The organism is Collinsella sp. TF05-9AC (genome assembly GCF_003438495.1).
In the GTDB taxonomy this organism is placed as follows: Bacteria; Actinomycetota; Coriobacteriia; order Coriobacteriales; family Coriobacteriaceae; genus Collinsella.
Genome location: NZ_QSSH01000013.1, coordinates 25385 through 48680 on the forward strand (window position 1 = coordinate 25385; position 23296 = coordinate 48680).

Sequence of the window (23296 nt, forward strand, 5' to 3'; positions counted from 1 at the left end):
GTTAGCGGATGATGGTCGCGCCGGTCTTGTGCGAAACGTAGACAGCGGCCTTGTTGATCGCGACGTTGATGAGGATGTAGATGACCGCGATAACCAGGTAGACCGACACGAGGGCGTCGTAGTTGGTAATGAGCACGCGGGCATTTTGCATCAGGTCGGGATAGCTCACCACATAGGCGACGGTGGTGTCTTTGACTACGACCACAAGCTGTGAAATCAAGGACGGAATGATAAACCGAATAGCCTGCGGCAACACGATTTTAAAGGTGATTTTGGCCTTGGAGAGACCGAGCGCCTGGGCCGCCTCGACCTGCCCGCGCGGCACGGCGTTGACGCCGGCGCGGAAAATCTCGGCCAGCACGCCGGCCGCAGCGAGCGCGACAGGCAGTGTGAGCATCCAAAACGACGGCAGCGCGATCTTGTACTGGGGCAGCACCAAAAAGAAGAAGTAGATGAACAGCAGGCTCGGCACGCCGCGGAAGAAATCGGTGAGCACACGGCAGACCAGTTGCAGTGGCTTAATGTCGCTGGTGCGGCCGAGCATAAGGGCTAAGCCCAGTACCAGCGCAATGACACCGGCGGTGAGTGCGACTTTAACGGTGCCCTCAAAGCCGGCAAGCAGGAACTTCCAGGTGGTGAGGTGCGTAAAGAAATACCAATAGTGGACCGAAAGCTGGCCGGTCACATAAAAGCGCTGCAGTACCAGGACGACGAGTGTGGCGACGGCAACAAGCGAGATGGCGGTGCCGATGCGAATCTTGGCGCGCATCTTGGGGCCGGGAGCCTCGTAGAGCGCATCGCGCATGGTGAGCGCAGGGGAGGAGTGCTTGCTCATCGGAGGATCCTCACCTTCTTGTCGATGTAGTTGCCAATGTGGCTCACCACAAAGGCCGTGCCCAGGTAGCCGAGCGCCGAGATAAAGAACGCGGCGACGCCGCCGAGCGAGCGGGTATTGATGTAGCTCACCACGCCGGTGAGCTCTTGCGGTTTAAGCGGCACCTGACTGCCGAGCGCGGTGGTGAGCATGACGGCGATAAAGAGGTTCGTCATGGGCAATACGCTTGAGCGCAGCGCCTGCGGAATCACGATCTTGGCGAGGATACGGCTGAAGCTCATGCCGAGCGAGCGGGCGGCTTCGACCTGGCCGACGCCGACGGTGTTGATGCCGCTCATAAAGTTCTCGGAGCCAAAGGCCGAGCCCAAAAGGACCGTAGCGACGATAACGCAGGTGCGATAGGGCAGGACGACCTTGAGCGGCGGCAGCGCGTAGACGACGATGATGAGCAGCGCGATGCCGGGGATGTTACGGAAGACCTGGACATACAGGTCGCCAAAGACGCGCAGCGGCTTGAGCGGCGACACACGCATCACGGTGACGGCGACGGCCAGCACCATGGCGATGGCAAACGACTCAAGCGTCATGCCCCAGGTTGCTAGCAGCGCGTCGATATAGTTCTGGCCATAGAGCGACCAGAGTTCGGAGAGACTCATGCGGACCTCCCGCCGATAAGGAAAGGGGCTCCCGTGTGTACGGAAGCTCCGACAACTCAGATTGGAAACAGTTTATCGCAATAAAGTGCATCGTGCGTTTCCATATGGTTTCGTTGCGGCCGTTACCAGGCTCGCTGCCTAGGCGCCGATCTCGGGCAGCTCGGGAACATTGGTGTCGCCCGTACGGTCGCCGATGCAGATCTGCCACAGCTCGGTCCAGGTGCCGTCGTCCTCGATCTTCTTAAGGAAGTCGTTGACAAAGGCGACGCCGTCGGAATCGAGCGGCAGACCGATGCCATAGGGCTCCTTGCTGCCGAAGGGCTTGCCGGCGATCTTGTACTTACCGGGCTCGCGGACCAGGGCGCTCTGCTGCATGTTGTTATCGATGACGTAGGCGTCAACGCGGCCCTGCTGGAGTGCCTGGCGGGCCTCCTCGTCGGTCTTGAACTCCTGCTGGCTGGCCTTGGGGGCGAACTCCTCCAGGATGGCGGGGCCGTTGGAGCCGGACTGGACGGCGACGTTCTTGTCGGCCAGGTCGTCGACGCTCTTGATGTCGTCGTTATCGGCGAGCACCAGGATGGCCTGCTGCGTGTAGTAATAGGGACCGGCAAAGGAGACAAGCTTCTTGCGCTCGTCAGTGATGGTGTAGGTGGCAAAGACGGCGTCGACCTGGCCGTTCTGCAAGACGGACTCGCGCGTGTCCGAGGTCACCTGGGTGATCTCGACCTTGTTCTCGCCCAGGATGTAGTTGGACAGGAGCTGCGCGATACCGGCATCGAAGCCACGGGTCTGACCGTCCTTCTCGTTGAGGAGGGAGAAGAGCGTGGAAGTCTGAACGCCACCGATCTTAAAGACGCCGGCGTCCTTGACGGCCGTGGCCCAGGTGCTGGCGGCGACGGCATCGTCATCGGCCTTGGGGCCGTTGTCGACGAGCTTGTCGAATGCCTTGGCGTCGAGCGTGGTGGAAGCCTCGGTATCCTCGGAGCTCTTGGAGGAACCGGCGGCGGAACCCTTGTCGGCCTCGGCGCTGGTGTCGGAGCAGCCGGCAAGACCAAGGCCGGCGACGGTTGCGAAGGTGGCGGCAACGAAGCCGCGGCGGTCGAGAACGACCTGCTGGGAGAGGTTCTTGCTCATGGTAGAACACCTTTCTCAATAAAATCCCTAGCGGTTGAGTAGAGTTATACCCTATCGCGCTCAAATGGGTCAACACAAAATAACTCAGAAACATACTTACCTTATGGGTAATTCTACCTACCAAAAAGGGACAGGTTTATTTTGGCAGGTTTTATCTGGACAAACGTCGGTTGTTGCTGCTGAGATAGTGCTTTTCGGACGGCCCGCCTCGCTGTTTTGTCTCGATCTGTAACAGGTAGACGAGGAAATGGGTTCTAACTGTTACAGATTGAGATTTTCTCTTCAGGGGAATTCGAATGTCTCAATCTGTAACAGTTAGACGGGAATTCGGGCTCTAGATGTTACAGATTGAGATAATCGCGCCGCGAAAATAAAAACCTCCGCAGGGGTGCTTCCCTTGCGGAGGTTATTTACTCGTTGAGTAGCCTTACGGCTTCGGCGGCCATGTTCTCGACCGTCATGCCGTTCTGCGCGAGCAACTCGTTGGGGTCGTAGCGGTCGGGGAAGCCCTTGGCGATGCCGAAGGTACGCGTGCGCAACGGCGTGCATGCCAGATAACATGCCACGCGCTCTCCCCAGCCGCCGTCCAAGATGCCGTCCTCGAGGGTGACGACGACGCGATGCTCGGCGGCAAGGCTGTCGAGGAACTTGCGGTCGAGCTCGGCTGCAAAGCGAGGGTTGACGAGCGTGGCCTCGATACCGTACTCGGCGGCCAAGCGGTTTGCCACGCGCTCACCCAGCTCAAAGAAATCGCCAAGCGCGAGCACGGCAACGTCGCGGCCCTGACGCACCACGTTGTAGCGAACGGCGCTGTAGTCGGTGTCTTCGGCGGGCGCAAGGTCGGGGCGGCTTACCAGGCCGATGCCCGGTACGCGGATTGCCACGGGATGCTCGCGGTGGTCGAGCGACCAGCTCAGCATGGACAGATATTCCTCCATGCAGGCCGGCGCCAAGTAGTGCATGTTGGGAAGACCGCCCAGCATGGAAATATCAAAGAACGAAAGGTGCGTCTCGGACGTGGTGCCAAAGATTGACGCACCAAACACCAAAATGGTTGCGGGGGCGTCGTTGAGGCACAGGTCGTGCCACAGCTCGTCGTAGGCGCGCTGCAAAAACGTGCCGTACACACCAAAGACTGGCTTGGCGCCCGAGCGCGCAAGCGCGGTGGCAAAGGTCACGGCGTGCTCCTCGGCAATGCCCACATCGACGAACTGTTTGCCGGCGGCGGCGCGAAGCTCGGGTGTAAAGCCCATGATGTAGGGTGTGGCGGCCGTGATGCCCACGACCTGCGGATCGCGCTCGATGGCGGCGCTGAGCGCCTCGCCCGTAATGTCGGCGTAGGTGCGCGGCGCAGGCTCGCTCGGATGGCCCGGGCAGAGCTTGCGCCCGGTCGCCATGTCAAACGGACCCACGTGGTGCCAGCGCTCGGGGTCGTTTTGGGCTGGCTCAAAGCCCTTGCCCTTGGCGGTGGAGACGTGCAGCACGATGGGATGATCGATATTGCGCAGTTCCTGCAGCGCGTCGACTAGGGCCAACACGTCGTTGCCGGCGTCCAAATAACGGTAGTCGAGTCCCATCGCGCGGAAAACGTTGCGCTCACAGGTGCCGTTGCTGGCGCGCAGCTCGGCCAGATTGCGATAGAGGCCACCGTGGTTCTCGGCGATGGACTGGTCGTTATCGTTGACGATGATGATCAGGTTGCTGTCGAGTTCGGCGGCATTGTTGAAGCCCTCAAACGCCAGGCCGCCCGAAAGCGAGCCGTCGCCAATGATGGTGATGACGTTGTACGCATCGCCCGCCAGGTCACGAGCGTGCGCCAGGCCGCAGCCCAGGCTCACCGACGTGGAGGTATGGCCCATGGCGAACAGGTCGTGCTCGGACTCGTCGGGATTGGCAAAGCCAGAGGCCTCGCCAAAGCGCTTCGGATCGATATAAGTGTACGCGCGCCCAGTCAGCGCCTTGTGGGCGTAGGTCTGGTGCGAAACGTCAAAGAGAATCTTGTCGATAGGGGAGTTAAACACGCGATGGAGCGCGACCGTAAGCTCAACGACGCCCAGGTTGGGGGCAACGTGCCCGCCGACGGCGGCGGAGCTTTCGAGGATGGCGTGGCGAATCTCGTCGCAGAGCTGCGGGAGCTCGGCACGATTAAGAGCCTTGACGTCCTCGGGCGTTGTCGTTTGCGTAAGCAGCATCGTTGTGGGTTACTCCATGCGAATCGAGTGCCGGCGCTCCCTCGGCCGACACAATTGCACAAGACAGTCTCGCACATTTTGGCGTTTGATATGTGACGGCGGCGCGGTAATTCGCCAACTGGTGGGGCAAAACGTTTTGTCCGATGCCATACTGATAGATTCGATGATGATTTTTTCAATACGTGCAGGCCGTGGCTTGCCGCCGTGAGCCGCTGGAAGGAGGCAGCATGTCCGATGCCGTTCGTGCCGAGAAAATCGCGCACGAGGTCGACGATGCCGCCCGCCAGCTCGCCCAGGCGGGCCGCTTGGACCTGACGCGCGAGTTTATCCAGCATGGCGACGTGACGGTGTATGCGCATGTGACCTCGGTGGCGCGGGCAAGTCTGTCCTTTGCCGAGCGCCTGGGCCGCGTCGGTGTCTCGGTCGACCGCGCCTCGTTGTTGCGCGGGGCCCTGCTGCACGATTACTTTCTCTATGACTGGCACGATCCCGACCCAAGCCATCGACTGCACGGATTTCGGCATCCATTTTTTGCCCTGGCGCGTGCGGAGGAAGATTTTGATCTGACGCCGCGCGAGCGGAATATTATCGTGCGCCATATGTTTCCGCTGGTGCCGGTGCCGCCGACGTGTCGTGAGGCATGGATTGTGTGCCTGGCGGATAAATGGTGCGCTCTGCGCGAGACGATCGCCGGCCGTCTGCCGCGCAAGGACGAGGCAGACGATGGCGTGAGTGGCGAATCGAGCGAAAAGAGGAGAGGGTAGACGGTGGGGACCGCGATTGATATGGCGTTTGGCGGCGCGACGCTTGCCGTCTGCCCGCTTTCGGCACTGGTGCTCTCGTTTGCCTTTTACGGGTTTTGCGGCTGGGCGTGGGAGTCGACGGTCTGCGCCATGCTCAATCACGGACGATTTGCCAACAGCGGCTTTTTGCTGGGGCCGTGTTGTCCTATCTATGGTGTGGGCGGCATTGCCTGCTGGCTGCTGTTGCGCGGGATTCCGGATGCCTCAAGCCAGTTTGTCGCTGCAGCGCTCGTATGCAGCGTGATTGAGTACAGCGTAGGCGTACTGTTGGAAAAAACAACGGGCGCTCGCTTTTGGGATTACTCGCACCTGCCGTTTAACTTGCACGGACGCATTTGCCTGTACTGGGCCTGCGCGTTTGGCTTGGGTGCGTTGTGTATTTGCCGTTTAGTGGAGCCGGCATTGCTGGGGCTGCTTGGCCATCTGCCGGTGCTGATTGTGCGGCTGTCCGCCTTTATCGTCGCGGTCGCGATGATGGTCGACGCGTTGTGCTCGTTGGCGAGCTGGCGGCGTCTGTCCGATCAGCTGGAGCGCGTCCGGGCCGACCTTGCCGACCGCATCAATGAGTCGCTTGCCGATGCGTCCGACTCCATGCTCGAACGTATTCCCGATTCGGCGATCGACTCGGTGGCGCAGACGCACATCCGCGGCCGTGCCGTTAACGCGTGGCTGGTCGAGCTGGGCGACGCGGCGCTCGATGCCCTGCGCGAGAAGGCTTCGATGCCGACGTTTATCTCGGATGGTGCTCGCGGCCTGGCGCTTGCCGCCCGCCGCGTGGCCGATGCCGCACCGAGCATGCCGCGTCCGTCGCTCAGTCGTCGCCTTGCCGGCAAGGGCATAAGCCGTCCGGTGCCGAGCGTGTCACTCAGCCGCCGCGACCTGCGCTTCTTCAATGCCTTCCCGCGCTTGCGTATCAACCGCTACGAGGGCGTCATCCGAGCTACCGATCTCCGCGACCGAGCCCGCGAGCTGTTCCGGCGCTAGCCGGGACGGGCGCGCTCGCGGCTTCCTTGCTCGCGTATTTCCCGTTGGTTTCGCGCCCGTTGCCGCGCCGTTTCCAAGATTGCGGTGCCGTTGGAGGCGGCAAGATTTGGGTCGAGCCGGCCGAGGAGGTTATCCGCATCCGCACCGGCGAACATGGCCCCGCCGCGGTGTAGGACAATCTTTCGCCTGACGGGCGTGCCTCTCTTGGGGCGCGCCCGTTCTCGTCTACAATATCGTGCAGACGAAGGAGAGGCATGCCCATGATCAAGATGTTTGCGAGTGACTTAGACGGAACGCTGCTGAATGCCCTACACGAGGCCGACGGAACCATCCGCCGCGCCATTCGCGAGCTGACCGAAGCCGGGCTGCATGTGGTTCCCGCGACCGGACGCTCGACGCTGCCGATCGGCGAGCATGGCTTCACAGGTCTGGCACTCGACGCCTGCTGCTCCAACGGATCCATCGTGCGCGACAGCCATGGTGAGGTGCTCAAGACCTGGACCATCGACCCGCAGGTTACCGAGGAGCTGCTCAAGGCGTTCCCGGACATTTGCTTCGACTGCTCCACGCCCGACGGCATGTTCTCGAGCGGTTCGTTCGAGATGCACCAGGCGGGCTTTAAAAAGGACAGTCCTATCAAGCGCATCGTGATGCGCGGCATGCGTGCACGTGGCGGGTATCACGAGGAACAGTATTTCGACCAGCCGATCGGTGACATCCTGCGTCATGACGTGTGCAAAATCAACTGCCGCGTGACCTCGCCCGAGCTGGAGCGCGACCTTAAGGCATATTTGGCTGAGCGATCGGACCGCGTGGTCAACGCGCCGTTCGATCCGGTGATGTTCGAGATCACGGACGTGGCGTGCAACAAGGGCGAGAGCGTGGCGTGGCTGGCGGGCTACTACGGTATTGCCGAGGACGAGGTCGCGGTCTACGGCGACGGCGGCAACGATATCGCCATGCTCAAGCGTTTCCGTCACAGCTACGCGACCAAAAACGGCAGTGACGCGGCCAAGGCCGCCGCGAGCGTGACCATCGGCAGTTGCATGGTCCACGCCGTCCCCAAGCATATGCTCGCCACCATGCGCAAGCAAAATTCCCGCACCGTCATCGAATAATGTGACAAAGGGACTGCCCTTCGTCACATCCTAAATATTGCCTTTACGTGTTGATGCACACGGTGTGTAATAATACTCGCACTGTGCAATAGCGCACAGGCTGAGTAACAAGGAGGACGCTTGTCCCAGCTCGAGAAATGCGATCGCCGGTCCCTTCGCTCGCAGCGCGCCCTTCGCCAGGCACTTGCCAGCGAGCTTGCCGAAAGCGGCGACCTTTCGCGCATTAACGTCGCGTCGCTCACCGAGCGTGCCGGCCTTACGCGCCGCACGTTCTATTCGCACTACCGCGATATCCCCGACTTTATCAGCCAGATCGAGGACGGCCTGCTTGCCGAGATTCGTGAGCGGGTGGAGCTTATCACCGCAGCTCAATTACCCGATCTTTACCGCAACATCGACGAGCTCGAGCCGGCACCCGGCTCGGTTGAGCTGCTTCGCTATCTTGCGGCTAATCGCGACCTTATCGGGGCCCTGCTGGGCCCGGGCGGCGACCCCGCCTTTATTAAAAAGATCATCGATACCGCACGCGAGGCCGTGGTGCCGCGTGCACAGACGGGCATTTTGGGCTTGGCGCTGGGCACCTTCTTTGACTACTACGTCACCTATGTCGTAAGTGCCGAGGTCGGCATGATCCAACGTTGGTTTGAGCGTGACCTTTCTGAATCGCCCGAGACCATGGCGCGCATTATGACGGTCATCGCCTTTGTGCGCCCCGGCGACCTGTATGGCCAACCCATCGATATCAACGTGCCGGAATACGGCATGAAGCTATTGAATCTGCAGCTCGAGGACGCGGTCGACACCACCGCAACCGTCGAGTCCAACAACTAAGAGGAGAGACAATGAGCAAACTCGTCGAGGGCATTAAAGACCGTGTGGTCGCTGCCGCACGCGAGGCTGCGCCCGCCGTGGTGGACGCAGCGCAGAAGGCCGCGACCGCGGCTGCCGAGAAAGTTGCTGAGGCAGTTGCCGATGCCAAGAACGTGGCAGGGGAGACGTCCGTCGTCAGCGAGCCCGCCACCGCCGCTGAGCCCGTAGCCGCCGCCCAGGCCCCCGAAGGCGCGATCTTCAACCCCGAGGCCGTCCGCGGCAACCTGCACCTGGGCATCGACGTGGGTTCCACCACCGTCAAGCTCGCCGTGCTCAACGACAACAACCAGATCGTGTACGCCAAGTACCAGCGCCATCACACCGATGTCCGCGCCTGTGCCCGCGACTTGTTCGAAGGCGCCGCGACCGTGTTGCCGACGGCCCAAATGACCTGCGCCATTACCGGCTCGGGTGGCCTGCTGCTGTCCCAGTGGCTCGACCTGGAGTTTGTCCAGGAGGTCATCGCCAGCAAGCGCGCCGTCGAGACCCTCATCCCGGCCACCGATGTCGCTATCGAGCTGGGCGGCGAGGATGCCAAGATCATCTACTTCGACAACGGCATCGAGCAGCGCATGAACGGCACCTGCGCCGGCGGCACGGGCGCGTTCATCGACCAGATGGCCACTCTGCTGCACACCGATGCCAGCGGCCTCAACGAGCTCGCGGCAAACGCCACCACCATCTATCCCATTGCCAGCCGCTGCGGCGTTTTTGCCAAGACCGACGTCCAGCCGCTGCTCAACGAGGGCGCCCGCCCCGAGGACGTGGCTGCCTCCATCTTCCAGGCCGTCGTGACCCAGACCATCTCGGGCCTAGCGTGCGGCCGTCCCATCCGCGGCAACGTCGCCTTCCTGGGTGGCCCGCTGCAGTACCTCTCCGAGCTGCGCCACCGCTTCTACCTCACGCTCAACCTGGACGAGGAGCACCGCATTGTGCCCCAAAACGCCCACCTGTTTGTGGCGAGCGGCGCCGCCATGGCGCATGAGTCCAACAAGCTCAGCACGTTCCCGCAGCTCATCGAGGCTATCGATGCCCTGGGTGACACACAGGGTGCCGAGGTCGAGCGCCTGGATCCGCTCTTTGCCACCGACGAGGACTTCGCCGAGTTCAAAACCCGTCACGACCAGGAAGTCGTCCCCAAGGGCAAACTCGAAGGCTACACCGGCCGCGTGTTCATCGGCATCGACGCCGGTTCCACCACCATGAAGGCCGCGCTCGTGGGCGAGGACGGCCAGCTGTTGCACACCTGGTACGGCAACAACAATGGCGACATCCTGGGCACGGCCAAGGTCATCATGGCCGATTTCTACAACCACATCCCCGCCGGCTGCACCATCGGCCACGTGACCACCACGGGCTACGGCGAGGCGCTGCTCATCGAGGCTCTCAAGGCAGACTCGGGTGAAATCGAGACCGTCGCTCACCTGCGCGGCGCCAAGGCGTTCCTGCCCGGCGTCGAGTTCATTCTGGACATTGGCGGCCAGGACATGAAGTGCCTGCGCGTCAAGGACGGCGTCATCGAGCACATCATGCTCAACGAGGCCTGCTCGTCGGGCTGCGGCAGCTTTATCGAGAGCTTCGCCGTCTCTATGAACATGGACGTGCGCGCGTTCGCCGATGCCGCCATCCATGCCAAGGCCCCGGTCGACCTGGGCAGCCGCTGCACGGTCTTCATGAACTCGCGTGTCAAGCAGGCGCAAAAGGAAGGCGCCACGGTGGGCGATATCGCGGCCGGTCTTTCCTATTCCGTCATTAAGAATGCCCTGTTCAAGGTTATTAAGCTGCGCGATCCCAAGGAGATCGGCAGCCAGGTGATCGTTCAGGGCGGCACCTTTATGTCTGATGCCACGCTGCGCGCGTTTGAGCAGCTCACCGGCGTTCACGCCGTGCGTCCCGACATCGCCGGTTGCATGGGCGCCTATGGCGCTGCCCTGCTCGCCCGCGATCGCGCCGGCGCCGACGGCACCTCGACCATTCTTTCTGCCGAGGACATCGCGCACCTCACCGTGACGCAAAAGCATGTCCGCTGCGGTCGCTGCTCCAACAACTGTCAGCTTACCGTCAACGACTTTGGCGGCGGCAGGCGCTTCATTACCGGCAACCGCTGCGAGAAGGGCGCCGGCCACAAAAAGCAGAAAACCGAGGCCCCCAACCTCTTCAAAAAGAAAAACGAGTTGCTCTTTAACCGCGAGGTCCTGAGTCCCGACGAGGCCCCGCGCGGCACCGTCGGCATTCCGCGCGCGCTCAACATGTACGAGAACTACCCCTTCTGGCATGCGTTCTTTACGCGCCTAGGCTTTAGCGTGCAGCTGTCCGACCAGTCGAGTAAGAAGACCTACCAGGCGGGCATCGAGTCCATGCCGTCCGAGAGCGTGTGTTATCCGGCCAAGATGAGCCACGGCCATGTGATGAACCTTATCGACCGCGATGTCGACTTCATTTGGATGCCGTGCGTGCGCTGGGAGCGCAAGGAGGATCCGACGGCTGGCAACTGTTACAACTGCCCCATCGTCATGAGCTACCCCACGGCGCTGGCGCTCAATATTGACGAGATCCGCGAGCAGAACATCGAGTTCCTGTATCCGTTTGTGCCCTATCACGACAAGACCGAGCTCAAGCGTCGTCTGTACCAGGTGCTCGCCGTCGACCGCGTGGCCGATGCTGAGGCCGGTCGCGGTCGCGTGCGCGGTCCCAAGATCACGCGCTCCGAGGTCGATGCCGCCGTCAACGCCGCCTTTGAGGCCGACGCGCGCTTCCACGAGGACATCCAGACCATGGGCGAGGAGGCCCTTAAGTGGGTCGAGGACCACGGTGGCCATGGCATTGTGCTCGCCGGCCGTCCCTACCACAACGACCCCGAGATCAACCACGCCCTGCCCGAGCTTATCTCGAGCTTTGGCTTTGCGGCCTTTACCGAGGATTCGCTCGCACATCTGGTAAAGCCCGAGCGCCCGATCCGCGTCGTCGACCAGTGGATGTACCACAGCCGCCTGTACGCCGTCGCCCGTTTTGTGACGATGCGCAACGATTTGGACCTGATTCAGCTCAACTCCTTCGGCTGCGGTCTCGATGCCCTGACTACCGATCAGGTGCAGGAGATCCTGGAGGCCAGCGGCAAGATCTACACCGTGCTCAAGATCGATGAGGTGTCCAACCTGGGCGCCGCGCGCATCCGCATCCGCTCGCTCATGGCCGCGCTCAAGGACCAGGAAGCCGAGCGCCTGGCCGAGGCTACGGCCGCGGGCGAGGCCTACGAGCGGGGCGACGCCGCGCCGGTGGCACCCTCCACGGATGCCCCCGCGTTCGCGAGCCGCAAGTACACGTTTGAGGCTCAGCGCGAGGGTGCTTCGACCGCGTGGCCCAAGGTGCCCTTTACCGAGCAGATGCGCGAGGAGGGCTACACCATCCTGTGTCCGCAGATGGCGCCGATTCACTTTGACCTGGTCAAAGAGGTGTTCCGCGGTGCCGGCTACAACCTGGAGCTGCTGCCCTCGACCGACCACGATGCCGTCGAGGCCGGCCTGCGCTACGTGAACAATGACATTTGCTACCCGTCGATTCTGGTAACGGGTCAGATTATGGAGGCCATCGAGAGCGGCAGGTACGACCTGTCCAAGACGGCCGTGGTTATCAGCCAGACCGGCGGCGGCTGCCGTGCTACCAACTACATCGCGCTCATCCGCAAGGCACTGTGCGAGAGCGGGCACCCCGAGATTCCGGTGATCTCGCTTTCGGCAGTGGCGCTCGGTGAGGACAACCCCGGCTTTAGGATTACGCCGGCGCTGCTTAAGCAGGCGGTCTACGCGGTGCTCTTTGGCGACGTGATGATGCAGATGCTCTACCGCTGCCGCCCGTACGAGGCCACGCCCGGTGCTGCCAACGCACTCTACGAGGAGTACATGGCACGCGCCCGCAAGTTGGCGCCCAAGTTCAACAGGCACAACTACACCAAGCTTGCGCGTGAGGCCATCCGCGCGTTCGACACTATGCCGCTTGTGGGCGAGGGCACCAAGCCGCGCGTGGGCGTGGTCGGCGAGATTCTGGTCAAGTTCCACCCCACAGCCAACAACCACGTGGTCGACGTTATCGAGCGCGAGGGCTGCGAGGCAGTGGTGCCGGGCCTGCTCGACTTCTTCCTGTACTCCATGAGTAACGCCGAACTGCAGAAGGACGAGCTGGGAAGCTCTGCTACCACGCGCGCTGGTATGCAGGCGCTCATCAAGCTGGTGGACTGGATGCGTACGCCGGTGGAGGAGATGCTCGAGAAGTCCCGCCGCTTCGAGGCGCCCGAGCGCATCGGCACCATGGCGGACAAGGCCCGTACGGTGCTTTCGGTGTGCAACAACATGGGCGAGGGCTGGCTGCTCACGGCCGAGATGCTCGACCTGATTGACCACGGTGCGCCCAACATCATCTGCACGCAGCCCTTCGCGTGCCTGCCTAACCACGTGGTGGGCAAGGCTGTGATCAAGGAGCTGCGCCGCCAGCACCCCGAGAGCAATATCGTCGCGGTGGACTATGACCCCGGCGCGTCCGAGGTCAACCAGCTCAACCGTATTAAGCTCATGATTAGCGTGGCAAAGGAGAACATGCGCGCCGGCAAGGGCTTTAAGCTCGAGAAGGTGGCGCCGCTCGCGATGGACGAGGTTACCGGCCAGATGCGTGCCCACGACGGCTGCACGAGTTGCGGACCGGCCGGCGAGGAGGCCGTGGCATCGGTCGCTGAGCGCCTGGGACGCGGCATTAAGAAGTAACTGGCCTGCTTTGGGCTGGACATGAGACAAACGGGTGGCAGCCGTGCCGGCTACCACCCGTTTTTGCTGGACATATGTTGCGTAAATGGGCTTGTTGACGCCTTCAGCGGACTCGGATTTCGGAAGTGCGGGGAAAAACTCCGAACCTCCGAGCACACTGCTCTTTTGGGCTCTCGTTACCTGCGGTTTTGTTGCTAAAAAAGTCGGTCTGGTCGGCGAAACTCAATTTTTCACCGCACTTCCGAAAACGACGGCCCTGCGGTACGATAAACGGCCTTTAAAGCCCTGAGATAATGAACAGGTGTAGCCGTTCGCCGCAAATTACCGTCCGTTTATAGAACCCACCCCCAGCGTGCAGTCCCCTTACGGTTGAATAAATACACATCTATGGAATTACGTAAGAGAGGACCGTTTCATGAGCTACAAGACCGTTTGTGTTGCTGGCGGCGGCGTGTTGGGAAGCCAGATTGCCTTTCAGGCTGCCTACTGCGGCTTTGATGTAACGATTTGGCTGCGCAGCGAGGGCAGCATCGGCCGCACCCAGCCCAAGATCGATCATGTGCGCGAGGAGTACATCGCTGCTATCGAGGGCATGGAGGACGGCACGGGCGAGTGGTGCGCCGGTATCGCCGATAGCGATCGGCCCTTCGACAAGGAGGTGGCACTCGCCGCCGTCGAGCGCGCCTACTCCACACTCAAGCTGGAGCTCGATCTTGCCAAGGCAGTGGCCGACGCCGACCTGGTCATCGAGTCTATGGCCGAGGACACCCAGGCAAAGATCGACTTCTACAAGAAGCTCGCCCCGGTACTCCCGCAAAAGACCGTCGTCGTGACCAACTCCTCCACGCTGCTGCCGAGTACCTTTGCCAAGTACACCGGCCGCCCCGAGAAGTACCTGTCGTTGCACTTTGCCAACTCCATCTGGAAGAACAACATGACCGAGGTCATGGCACAGGGCCAAACCGACAAGCGCTATTTCGATGAGCTCGTCGACTTTGCCAACGATATTCGCATGCTTGCCCTGCCCGTCAACAAGGAAAAGAACGGCTATCTGCTCAATTCCATGCTGGTGCCGTGGCTGCTTGCGGGCCTTGACCTGTATGCCTCGGGTGTGAGTGACCCCAAGAGCATCGACCTCGCGTGGACGCGTGGCACTGGCGCCCCCAAGGGTCCGTTCCGCGTATTCGACACGGTTGGTATCCAGACGGCCTACAACATCGTCATGCAGTATCAGAAGGTGCCGGGCCTGGTGAGCCCGCTGCTCAAAAAGATGATGATGCCCTACAACTTTAAGGCCATGGCATCCGTCCTCAAGCAGATGCTCGACGAAGGCAAGCTGGGCGAAAGCTCGGGCGAGGGCTTCTTCAAGTACTAAATAATGATCCCTCGGCAACATTAGGAAACGTATCATTTGCAGCGTCATGCGCCGCATAGCCTGTGTGCCATTTCGGCGCATGACGCAAAAGAAACTGATGTGCGGGGATAGAGGGGAAACGGTAATGGATCGGCAAATCGTGCTTAAGCAGGATATCCTCGACGCGCTCTCCGCTGTCGGTATGTGCGCAGGGCAGACGGTTATGGTCCATTGCTCGCTCAGCGCGCTTGGATATGTGTGCGGCGGCGCACAGCCGGTAATCGAGGCGCTGCTCCAGATGGTGGGCGAGACCGGTACCATCATGATGCCGACGCAATCATGGAAAAGCTTGGACCCCGAGAGTGGTGTCCATTGGCAAGAGCCGCAAGAATAGTTGCAGCTGATTCGCGATAACTGGCCTGCCTATGACAAGCGCATTACGCCCACCAACACGATGGGTGCCGTGGCTGAGATGTTCCGGACGTGGCCGGGCACGTTTCGCAGCGATCACCCAGCGCGTTCAGTGGCGGCAAACGGCCAGCAGCGCAATTCCTGACGGAGAACCACGACCTGAGCAACATCTTTGGCGATGGATCGCCCATCGCGCGTCTGTACGATTTGGACGGCTATGTTCTGCTGGTGGGCGTTGGCTATGACAAGAATACGTCACTGCATTTGGCAGATGCCCGTGCGCAGTACCCCGGCAAGCACGACTGTGTGGAACACAGTGCGATTGTGGAAAACGGTCGACGCATATGGAAGGAATACCGCACGCTCTTTGTCGATGGCGAGGATTTCGATGAAATCGGTGCTGCTTTTGAGCGTGAATGCTCGGTTCGTACGGCGCCTCTCGGTAACGGGATAATCCGTTTTATGCGCCAGCGCGAGCTTGTCGACTTTGCCGTGGGCTGGATTGAGCGCCATCGCGGCCGTCTCGAATGATTCGGGGGCATTGCGGGCCAACTGTGCGTCCTGTGTCTCTGCATCGCCGCAAACCTAAGCTACCGCTAAGGGGCGTTTGCTAAGCTGCGAGCGATATTGGACAAGGCTGGGCAAGTGCCTCCGCATATGAAGGAAACGACAGTGGCATTCAAAGACGGTAACGATTTGAAATTGCGTGACAAAGACGGCAGACTGTTCTCGCGTCGAGCGGCTCTTGCGGGTGCGGCGGGCGCGCTGGCGCTTGCCGGGACAGAGCTCATGGGCTGCTCTGCTTTTGGCGTCAGCGCGAACGACGCATCTACTGCGAGCAACGAGCTCACCGACGAGCAAAAGAAGCTGCACAAGCAGATTGTCGCGACCTATGACGTCGAGAAACAAGCGGCCATCAAGGAGCGGCTCGATGCTGAGTATGCTGCAGGCGGCTACGACGAAACTGCCCCGTTTGTCGCACAGGACTCCTTTGGCACCGACATCCTGAGCTGCTACGTCCGCTTTGCAACGGTAGATCCCGTAACCGTCTCCTACAAGGTCGCCGGTCGCAAAAAGTCCGGTGACGCGCCCAAAGTCGCCGCCTTTTCCCGTGGGCCCCACAGCGGCGACACGCCGGCAACGGAGCACGAGTTCAAGGTCATCGGCCTCATTCCCAACCACAAAAACACGGTAACCCTCACCTGTACCGCACAAGACGGCGCCAGCCGAACCTCGACGTTCACGGTTGAGACCCCGGCTCTCAAGGGCGAGGAGGAAGAACGCCTCGCCGTCACGGCGGGGGAGTCCAACACGCCGCTTGCCGATGGTCTCTTTACCATCCTGGGCAACGACTCGTCCAAGCTCGACTTTATGTACCTCTACGACAACGACGGCCAGATCCGCGGCGAGGTGCCGATTGTCGGCTACCGCTGCCATCGCCTGCTGTTCCCAGGCGACGGCAGCATGATCATGAGCGTCTCGACTACCAAGATGGCCCAGATTAACGCCATCGGCCAGGTGGTAAACGTCTGGAGCACGGGCGACTATGAGTTGCACCACGACTACGCCTTCGATGACGACGCAATCTGCTGGTGCTGGCGAGCCATGCCGGCTCCGAAGCCGATTTGGACGTCGACCGCGCGGCTGCCAAAAAAGGCAAGGACGACCGCGTTAATGTCGAGGACCTCATCATCAAAATCGACGTGACAATCGGCGATGTCTCCCTCGTCGTGGACCTGGGCGACATGTTCCCCGATCTCAAAGCGAGCGCCAAGGTGGCCTTGGACGGCGACCTGGATTGGATCCATATCAACACGATTCAGTGGCTCGGCGGCGGTACCGTCCTGCTCAGCTCGCGCGAAACCTCGACGGTCATCAAGCTCGCCGATATCTACGGCACGCCCACGGTCGATTGGCTCATGGGCTCGCCCGATTTCTGGGCCGGTTCGGGCTTTGAGGACAAACTGCTGCAAGCCCAGGGCGATTTTTCGCTCAACGCAGGCCAGCACAGCGTGACGTATCTGCCGAGTCCTGACACGGCAACGACCGGTTGCTACCAGGTGCTGCTGTACGACAACAACTTTGGTGCGGCCGAGAGCTATCCCAAGTTCGACTGGGGCCAGCTGGGCGCCGCGGTGGTGACCGACTACAACAAGGGCACGCATTCGTTTGGGCGCGTGTTCGCGGTAGACGAGACCGCGCGTACCTACGAGCTCGAGGACCAGATCGCCGTGCCGTTTTCGGGCTACGTAAGCAGTGCACAGCGCGTCGGCGATTCGAATAGCATGCTTGTGGCATCGGGCCGGGCCAAGACCTTTGCCGAGTACGATCGCTACGGGTTGCCCATCGCCACCTACGAGATGGAAGCCGAGAAGTTCATCTACCGCGTGTACAAGTACGGGTTGTAGGGCCGCGCTTAGGTTTGACCAATGGCGTATGAAAGCACGCCGTTCGCCGATGCCCCCTCCGCGAGTGACAGCCATATGGTTTGATAAAAGAAGCATATAGGTGTCGCTGGCCTGCCGGTGACGTTCCCCCCTGATATCGGAGGTTCCAGGTATGTTTCGCGCTCCGTTAAATAACTATCGGTTGGGCTAACATGGGTCGCCGTGCTATTTCGATAACCCTTGCAGTGGTCTGCCTGACTGTGCTCCTGGGCGCTACAGGGCTGTTTGCTATAAGCCGAGAAACGTCCTATATGCAGGAATGCGCTTCCGAAGGGTTTGCCATTGATGGTTTCTATCGGGATGACAAAACGAGTCGGGAAACCCTGGCTTTTCTTGAGGAGGACAACTGTCGATGGCAGCTGGTCGACCAAGACGGAATCTGCACAGACGGGCAGTTTAAGCGTACGGATGACCCCAATATCCTGATATTAAAGAAGGAAAACGGTGAAGAATTCGGTACGGTCCACGTGGCGTATATGTCACGCCGACGCGAGCAAGGCCAGCTCTATCTATTTAGAGATAGCAAAGTGACCCGATTTTATCTGGTGAGCACCAAACCTGCGTTTACGGTGGAGTCCGGCGATGTCGATCCGGACAGTTGATTCACGGTAATAAAACAGAGAGCGGGGCGCGGGTGTGAACTGCACCCCGCTATTTGCTCGTGTCCGTATCGCGTCTGCGCCTTGTCGTAACTTGCGTCCGTGCGAGCATTCATCCCACGCCGGCATCACTTCACATCGAACTCCACGCGATCGAGTTCGGGCACGTTGAGGTCGATGAGCTTGCGGGCGACGTGGCGGTCGTGCGCCCCGAGCGCCTCGCTCGTTGTCACATGGGCGACAATCTCGCGCTCGACGATGCCCTCCTCGTCGTCTTCGGTGGTCGAGGTCTCGACGGCGACGGTGTAATCCTTAAAGCCCGGCAGCACCGCGGCAAGCTCGCGTGTGGTCTCGGTGACGCCGTAGCCGTCCTGCACGCCGGCCTGCGCCGAGCCAATAGACCCCGCGGTCATAACGATGCAGGGGATGGCAAAGATCACCGTGCCCACGATGATGCGGCGGCGCACTTTGCGCGACAGCTCGTCGACCTCGGCATTTTCCTCGGCGGTCACAATGCCGTCGCCGTTAAGGTCGCGCTTGAGCGGCACGCGCAGAAGAAGTAGCACGGTTTCGGCGGCCAGTGCGATAAAGACGACGTTGATGCCAAACTCGTAAAGCGCCGAGAGAAACAGCGACCCGCTTGCGATGGCGATGCCGTAGCCCGCCGCGCACAGGGGTGGCATGAGCGCGGTCGCCACGGCCACACCGGCGATGAGCGTTGCGGGCTCCTGGTCGCGTGAGTTGCCTAGGCCGCCCGCAAAGCCGCCGGCGAGCGCGACAGCGAGGTCCCACACGGTGGGCGTCGAGTTGTCGATAATGGCGGCTGTGGTGGCGCCAAGGGGCGAGAGCTTAAAGTACAACGTGGATGTGACCAGGCAAAAGGCCATTTGCAGCGCAAGGCCGGCGACGGCTTCGACGGTAATCTCGCGGTCGAGCGTGGCAATGCCGTATGCCATGGCAAGAACCGAGCCCATGAGCGGGCAGATGAGCATGGCGCCCACGATGGCGATGTCCGAATCGATATCGAGGCCGATGCTCGCGACTAACATGGCGATGATGGGGATGCATAGGTGGGAGCCAGTCAGGCGCGCCCCGTTTACAAAGCGCTTTCGGATTGCGTGATAGGGCGCGCGTCCCTCGCGAATGTTGAACGCGCGCTTGAGGAAGCGGGTGACGTTTTCCATGGCTTCGCTATGAGCAGGGCGGATGCCGTGACGCCGATGATGACGCTCACGCAGTCGTTCGATCTGTTGCTTGTCGAGTTCCATGTTCACCTCGTTCTGGCGCGGGCCGCATATCCCGCCCGTCGCCCTTACTCTACACCGAGGCGGGCAGGGCGCTAGTTGGATGTCGGCTGGCAGGGCGGATGACGTAAGAACAAGCGTATACGACAAAGCGGACGCCATCTCACGAAAATATGATTCACGAACGCCCTCATATGTGTCGAAATTGTGATGCCATGAGGTGTTAGTTTCAAAAACTCTGCCGGTGACCAATGTTGCGCAACAGAATTCAAAAACCAGCTCCTACATTTTGAAGCGTATGGATACATCCGTGTCAAAGGGAGAAAGCCATGGCAAACTACAGTCCACAACACTTTGAGCCTCGGGCTAAGGCCGTCAACGTCAAGGGCGTTGCTAACCGCGCCGTCGCAACCGTTTTGACGGCGGGTCTCATCGCTCAGCCGCTCATGTCGCCGCTGGCGGCAATCGCCGCACCGTCAACCGATAACGGCGATTCTGTTCAGGGGGGTAGTTCTGTAGAGAACACCGTTGCCGCCGGTAACCAAGCGGTCGTAAAGACGGCTGCCCAGCTGGCCGAGGAGTCGGCAAAGCAGCTCAAGGACGCTCAGGCCGCCTACGATGCCGCCCAGAAGAACGCCGATGCGGCGGGCCAGTCTCAAAAGCAGGCGCAGCAGCAAAAGAATCAGGCCTCGCAGGCTGTGAGCGACAACGAAATCGAGCAGAACGCAGCAGAAGTCGCCGCGCTCCAGGAGAAGATTGACGAGCTCAAAGCCGCCGTCGAAAAGACCGAGCAGCAGCAGAAGAAGCTGGGCGACCTGAACGATCAGCTCGACCAGGCCAACAAGAGTGTCGAGGATAAGACCCAGGCGCTCAAGGACGCCAAGGCAAAGCAGGATGAGGCCAAGAAGGCTCTCGATGATGCCCAGGCCAAGCTCGAGGCTATGGGTATGGACGAGTACGAGGCTGCCAAGAAAGCCGTCGAGGACGCGCAGGCAAAGCTCGATGACGTCAATAAGGCCGTTGCTACTGCACAGGCCAATCTGGACCAGGCCAAGGCTGCCGAGGCTAGCGCTCAGCAGGAAAAGAATGACACTGAGGCCGCTCTGACTTCCGCCCAGGCCAAGAAGCAGGAGACTGCCGCTGCTCTCGCAGCCGCAACCACCGCGCGCGATAACGCCCAGCAGAAGCTCAACCAGGCGCAGGCCGCGCTTGATGCCGCGACCTCGGGCGCGGGTATCGATTTGAACGCGCTCGAGGCTGCCAAGGCCACTGCCGCCAGCGAGCTCGCGACCGCGCAGGCCGCGCTCGATGCCGCGACGACTGCAGACGCCACCGCACAGGCGAACCTGCAGGCGGCCCAGAATACCGCCACCGCCGCGCAGGAGAAGGCCAACGCCGCCAACGCTGCTGTGGCATCTGCCCAGTTTGCATACGATGCGGCAAACGAGGAGTACAACGCCGCCGCCAGCGAGCGCGACGCCGCCAAGGCCGCATACGAGAAGGCGCAGCAGACCGAAGCAGACAAGAAGGCTGCGTACGATAAGCTTGTCGAAGTTCGCAAGCAGAAGCGCAGCGAGTGGGAGGCAGCCTGCGCCGCTTCGAACGCCGCGGAAAAGGCTTATGACGCTGCTAATGCCCAGGTTGAGGCTCTTGAGCAGCAGATTGCTGACCTCAAGTCCAACATGACCGTTGACCAGGAAGTCATCAATAAGGGCATGCTCGGCTTTATGGCCTACATCAGCAACAGCAGCGATTTCACAGCCCAGCAGAAGTCGAATGCAAGTACTGCCGCGTCGATGCTCATGGGGACGACAGAGAAACAGGACTGGTATGATAGTTACGTCGATCAGGACATGTCTCGCGACACCAATCCGCTCTCCTTGGAGCAGATGCGCAACGCCCTGACCTACCTCGATACCCAGAACAACCTCCGCAAGGCGAACGGTCAGTCGGAGCTCAGCGTCAGCCTCCGCATGACTGCGGCAGCCGCACTTAATACATCATATTCATCGAACATCTGGGGACACTCGAACTGCTATTTCGATCAAGGTGAGAACCTTGCAGGCGGCGGCGGAGCATACACCGGAGGCGAAACCGAGGATACCCTCGGCTGGCCATATACCGGTCTCTACACCCAAGAGAAAGAGGCATTCGATAAGTACGTTGCGCAGTATGGCGACGAACTCGGCAGCCACCGATATGATTCCTACTATATCTACCAGCACTACAACAGCATCTACCATGAGTGCGGACACTATCTCAACATCATCGATGCCGGTGCGAAGGCTATCGGCATCGCAACCGGTAGCGGTAAGAACACCGATTCCGAGGTAACCGTTTTCGACTATAGCGGGAGCACGGGGCAGAAGGATTTCACTGTCTCCGAGTTCAAGAAGCTCGTCAACGACTACATCGATTCCGCCTACAATGCAGGCGGCACGCAGGCTCAGAAGGCGCAGCTCAAGGAGCTTCAGGGCAAGCTCGCCGAGGCGCAGAAGAACTTTGGAACTACTAGGGAAGCTTACTTCGCAGCTGTAAACGGGCAGGATGCCGCCCAGGACGCTTTCACCGCGGCCGATGTGAACATGAACACCGCCAAGGGCGAGTACGAGAAGGCTAAGTCCGGCACCGCCGCCGCGAAGACGGCATACGACGCCGCCGAAGCCAAACTCAAGGGTATCGACGTCAAGACGCCCCAGACCAAGCTCGAAGCCGCCAAGAGCAAGGCCGCTACTGCCCAGGCAGCTCTCGATAAGGCAAACGCCACGCTTGCTGACAGCAAGGCGAAGGCAGCCGAGGCCACCGCTCACAAGGCGAAGGCTCGCAGCGCCCGCGATGCCGCCAAGGCAAAATCCGACCAGGCCAACGAGGCGTATGACAACGCCACTACTTCGGTCAAGGACCTTACCGCCAAGCGCGATGCCGCCAAGACGGACCTTGCGAACAAGCAGGGCACGCTTGACGATGCCAAGAAGGCCGACGACACTGCCCAGGCTGGCGTTGACAAGGCTCAGGCCGCAGATGTGCACGCCGCGACCGCTCTTTCGGACGCCAAGCAGGCAGTTGCCGCCAAGACGCAGGCCCTGTCCGACGCACAGGAGAAGGCCAAGGCCGCCGAGGGCGAGCTTGCCACCGCAAACAAGGCCTTCGAGCGCTTCGCCGGCGCCCAGAAGGCGGTCGACGACGCCAAGGCCGCCTATGACGCTGCCGTCGCCGGTGTCGCCGATGCCCAGAAGCAGCTCGAGGCCGCCAACGAAGCCGTCGTCGATGCGAACCTCGAGATCGTTAAGGCCAAGGCCGAGCTTGCCAACGACGAGGCACTCAAGGCCGATCTTGAGGCTGTCGACCACAAGGCATCCCTTGCCGCGGGCACGACGGGCAACGAGAAGCTGGTCAAGCTGAACGCTGCCTACGCTCGCTATAAAGCCGCCGTCGATGCCGCCGCTGACCTCAAGGCTGCTCTGAGCGATGCCGATGCCAGGCTGTCCGATGCCAACGACGCCTATGCCGCCGCGCTTGCCGAGCTTGGCGATGCCAAGGATGCCCTGGCTGCCGCTCAGGCCGAGTACGACAAGTATCATCCCAAGGCTGAGCCGCAGGCCAAGCCTCAGGTTGCGCAGGCTGCTACAAAGGCTTCTGTCACCAAGAAGAAGGCCGCGGACGGTGCGCTTGCCCAGACGGGTGATACCTCCGCGCTTGCAGGTGAGGTCTTCGTCATCGGCGGCATAACGCTCGTGGCCGCAGGCGTGACGCTGGGTGATCGTCGTCGCAAGCACATGTAGTGATTCGGGCGTCGGCTCTGCAATGAACTCCAATTCATAGTGGGACCGTCTCGTTAGCCAAACGATAAGGCCGGCGCGCTGTCAAACGCAGCGCGCCGGCCTTTCTTTGTTTC

The 23296-nt window shown here is 61.0% G+C and carries 15 protein-coding genes and 1 pseudogene; 11 read left to right on the forward strand and 5 right to left on the reverse strand.

What is annotated here, in order from left to right:
* Nucleotide 1: 1 nt before the first annotated feature.
* The 4 genes from DXC52_RS05240 to DXC52_RS05255 form a co-directional block, all read right to left on the reverse strand.
* Nucleotides 2–835 carry an amino acid ABC transporter permease gene (locus DXC52_RS05240; RefSeq protein WP_117746440.1) on the reverse strand — a complete coding sequence of 278 codons (834 nt, stop codon included), beginning with the start codon at nt 833–835 and terminating at the stop codon, nt 2–4.
* Nucleotides 832–1491, reverse strand: coding sequence for an amino acid ABC transporter permease (locus DXC52_RS05245; protein WP_022094657.1), 660 nt, complete (start codon nt 1489–1491; stop codon nt 832–834). The genes DXC52_RS05240 and DXC52_RS05245 overlap by 4 nt, the downstream gene beginning before the upstream one ends.
* 138 nt (nt 1492–1629) lie before the next feature.
* The gene (locus DXC52_RS05250; protein ID WP_117746441.1) at nt 1630–2625 is read right to left on the reverse strand and encodes a glutamate ABC transporter substrate-binding protein; all 996 of its coding nucleotides are present in this window, start codon (nt 2623–2625) and stop codon (nt 1630–1632) included.
* A 410-nt stretch (nt 2626–3035) separates the two neighbouring features.
* A complete protein-coding gene (locus DXC52_RS05255; protein WP_117746442.1) occupies nt 3036–4817 on the reverse strand; it encodes a 1-deoxy-D-xylulose-5-phosphate synthase in 1782 nt (593 codons plus the stop codon).
* Between the two features lie 227 nt (nt 4818–5044).
* Here DXC52_RS05255 and DXC52_RS05260 point away from each other — a divergent pair, with 227 nt between their 5' ends.
* From DXC52_RS05260 to DXC52_RS05310, 10 genes and pseudogenes are all read left to right on the forward strand, one after another.
* The gene (locus tag DXC52_RS05260) at nt 5045–5581 is read left to right on the forward strand and encodes an HD domain-containing protein (RefSeq protein ID WP_117746443.1); all 537 of its coding nucleotides are present in this window, start codon (nt 5045–5047) and stop codon (nt 5579–5581) included.
* A gap of 3 nt (nt 5582–5584) precedes the next feature.
* Nucleotides 5585–6604, forward strand: coding sequence for a putative ABC transporter permease (locus DXC52_RS05265; RefSeq protein ID WP_233504856.1), 1020 nt, complete (start codon nt 5585–5587; stop codon nt 6602–6604).
* Between the two features lie 260 nt (nt 6605–6864).
* Complete coding sequence (locus tag DXC52_RS05275) at nt 6865–7722, forward strand: HAD-IIB family hydrolase (protein ID WP_117746454.1); 858 nt, start codon at nt 6865–6867, stop codon at nt 7720–7722.
* A gap of 120 nt (nt 7723–7842) precedes the next feature.
* Nucleotides 7843–8553, forward strand: a complete 711-nt coding sequence (locus DXC52_RS05280) for a TetR/AcrR family transcriptional regulator (RefSeq protein WP_099432134.1) — start codon at nt 7843–7845, stop codon at nt 8551–8553.
* Nucleotides 8554–8564: 11 nt separating this feature from the next.
* On the forward strand, nt 8565–13346 hold the full coding sequence (locus tag DXC52_RS05285) for a 2-hydroxyacyl-CoA dehydratase (protein ID WP_117746445.1): 4782 nt from the start codon (nt 8565–8567) through the stop codon (nt 13344–13346).
* Nucleotides 13347–13761: 415 nt separating this feature from the next.
* Nucleotides 13762–14721 carry a 3-hydroxyacyl-CoA dehydrogenase gene (locus tag DXC52_RS05290; RefSeq protein ID WP_117746446.1) on the forward strand — a complete coding sequence of 320 codons (960 nt, stop codon included), beginning with the start codon at nt 13762–13764 and terminating at the stop codon, nt 14719–14721.
* A gap of 202 nt (nt 14722–14923) precedes the next feature.
* A pseudogene (locus tag DXC52_RS10250) lies at nt 14924–15642 on the forward strand (aminoglycoside N(3)-acetyltransferase).
* A gap of 141 nt (nt 15643–15783) precedes the next feature.
* Nucleotides 15784–16818, forward strand: a complete 1035-nt coding sequence (locus DXC52_RS10330; protein WP_158554597.1) for an aryl-sulfate sulfotransferase N-terminal domain-containing protein — start codon at nt 15784–15786, stop codon at nt 16816–16818.
* On the forward strand, nt 16737–17519 hold the full coding sequence (locus DXC52_RS10335) for an aryl-sulfate sulfotransferase (protein ID WP_158554598.1): 783 nt from the start codon (nt 16737–16739) through the stop codon (nt 17517–17519). The genes DXC52_RS10330 and DXC52_RS10335 overlap by 82 nt, the downstream gene beginning before the upstream one ends.
* Before the next feature lie 191 nt (nt 17520–17710).
* Nucleotides 17711–18160, forward strand: a complete 450-nt coding sequence (locus tag DXC52_RS05310; protein WP_147330598.1) for a hypothetical protein — start codon at nt 17711–17713, stop codon at nt 18158–18160.
* A 125-nt stretch (nt 18161–18285) separates the two neighbouring features.
* On the opposite strand, the gene DXC52_RS05315 is transcribed toward DXC52_RS05310, so the two are convergent.
* Nucleotides 18286–19425 (reverse strand): DUF389 domain-containing protein, encoded by a 1140-nt coding sequence (locus DXC52_RS05315; protein WP_117746449.1) that lies wholly within the window; start codon nt 19423–19425, stop codon nt 18286–18288.
* A 305-nt stretch (nt 19426–19730) separates the two neighbouring features.
* Between DXC52_RS05315 and DXC52_RS05320 the strand changes: the two genes are divergently transcribed.
* On the forward strand, nt 19731–23183 hold the full coding sequence (locus tag DXC52_RS05320) for a CAP domain-containing protein (RefSeq protein WP_117746450.1): 3453 nt from the start codon (nt 19731–19733) through the stop codon (nt 23181–23183).
* Nucleotides 23184–23296: the final 113 nt, after the last annotated feature.

Bases quoted from the DNA above. Each gene is read 5' to 3' on its own strand.
- DXC52_RS05275 (WP_117746454.1), top strand. From the start codon at position 6,865: ATGATCAAGATGTTTGCGAGTGACTTAGACGGAACGCTGCTGAATGCC.
- DXC52_RS05320 (WP_117746450.1), top strand. From the start codon at position 19,731: ATGGCAAACTACAGTCCACAACACTTTGAGCCTCGGGCTAAGGCCGTC.
- DXC52_RS05240 (WP_117746440.1), bottom strand. From the start codon at position 835: ATGAGCAAGCACTCCTCCCCTGCGCTCACCATGCGCGATGCGCTCTAC.
- DXC52_RS05250 (WP_117746441.1), bottom strand. From the start codon at position 2,625: ATGAGCAAGAACCTCTCCCAGCAGGTCGTTCTCGACCGCCGCGGCTTC.
- DXC52_RS05245 (WP_022094657.1), bottom strand. From the start codon at position 1,491: ATGAGTCTCTCCGAACTCTGGTCGCTCTATGGCCAGAACTATATCGAC.
- DXC52_RS05260 (WP_117746443.1), top strand. From the start codon at position 5,045: ATGTCCGATGCCGTTCGTGCCGAGAAAATCGCGCACGAGGTCGACGAT.
- DXC52_RS05255 (WP_117746442.1), bottom strand. From the start codon at position 4,817: ATGCTGCTTACGCAAACGACAACGCCCGAGGACGTCAAGGCTCTTAAT.
- DXC52_RS05315 (WP_117746449.1), bottom strand. From the start codon at position 19,425: ATGGAACTCGACAAGCAACAGATCGAACGACTGCGTGAGCGTCATCAT.
- DXC52_RS05290 (WP_117746446.1), top strand. From the start codon at position 13,762: ATGAGCTACAAGACCGTTTGTGTTGCTGGCGGCGGCGTGTTGGGAAGC.
- DXC52_RS05310 (WP_147330598.1), top strand. From the start codon at position 17,711: ATGGGTCGCCGTGCTATTTCGATAACCCTTGCAGTGGTCTGCCTGACT.
- DXC52_RS05285 (WP_117746445.1), top strand. From the start codon at position 8,565: ATGAGCAAACTCGTCGAGGGCATTAAAGACCGTGTGGTCGCTGCCGCA.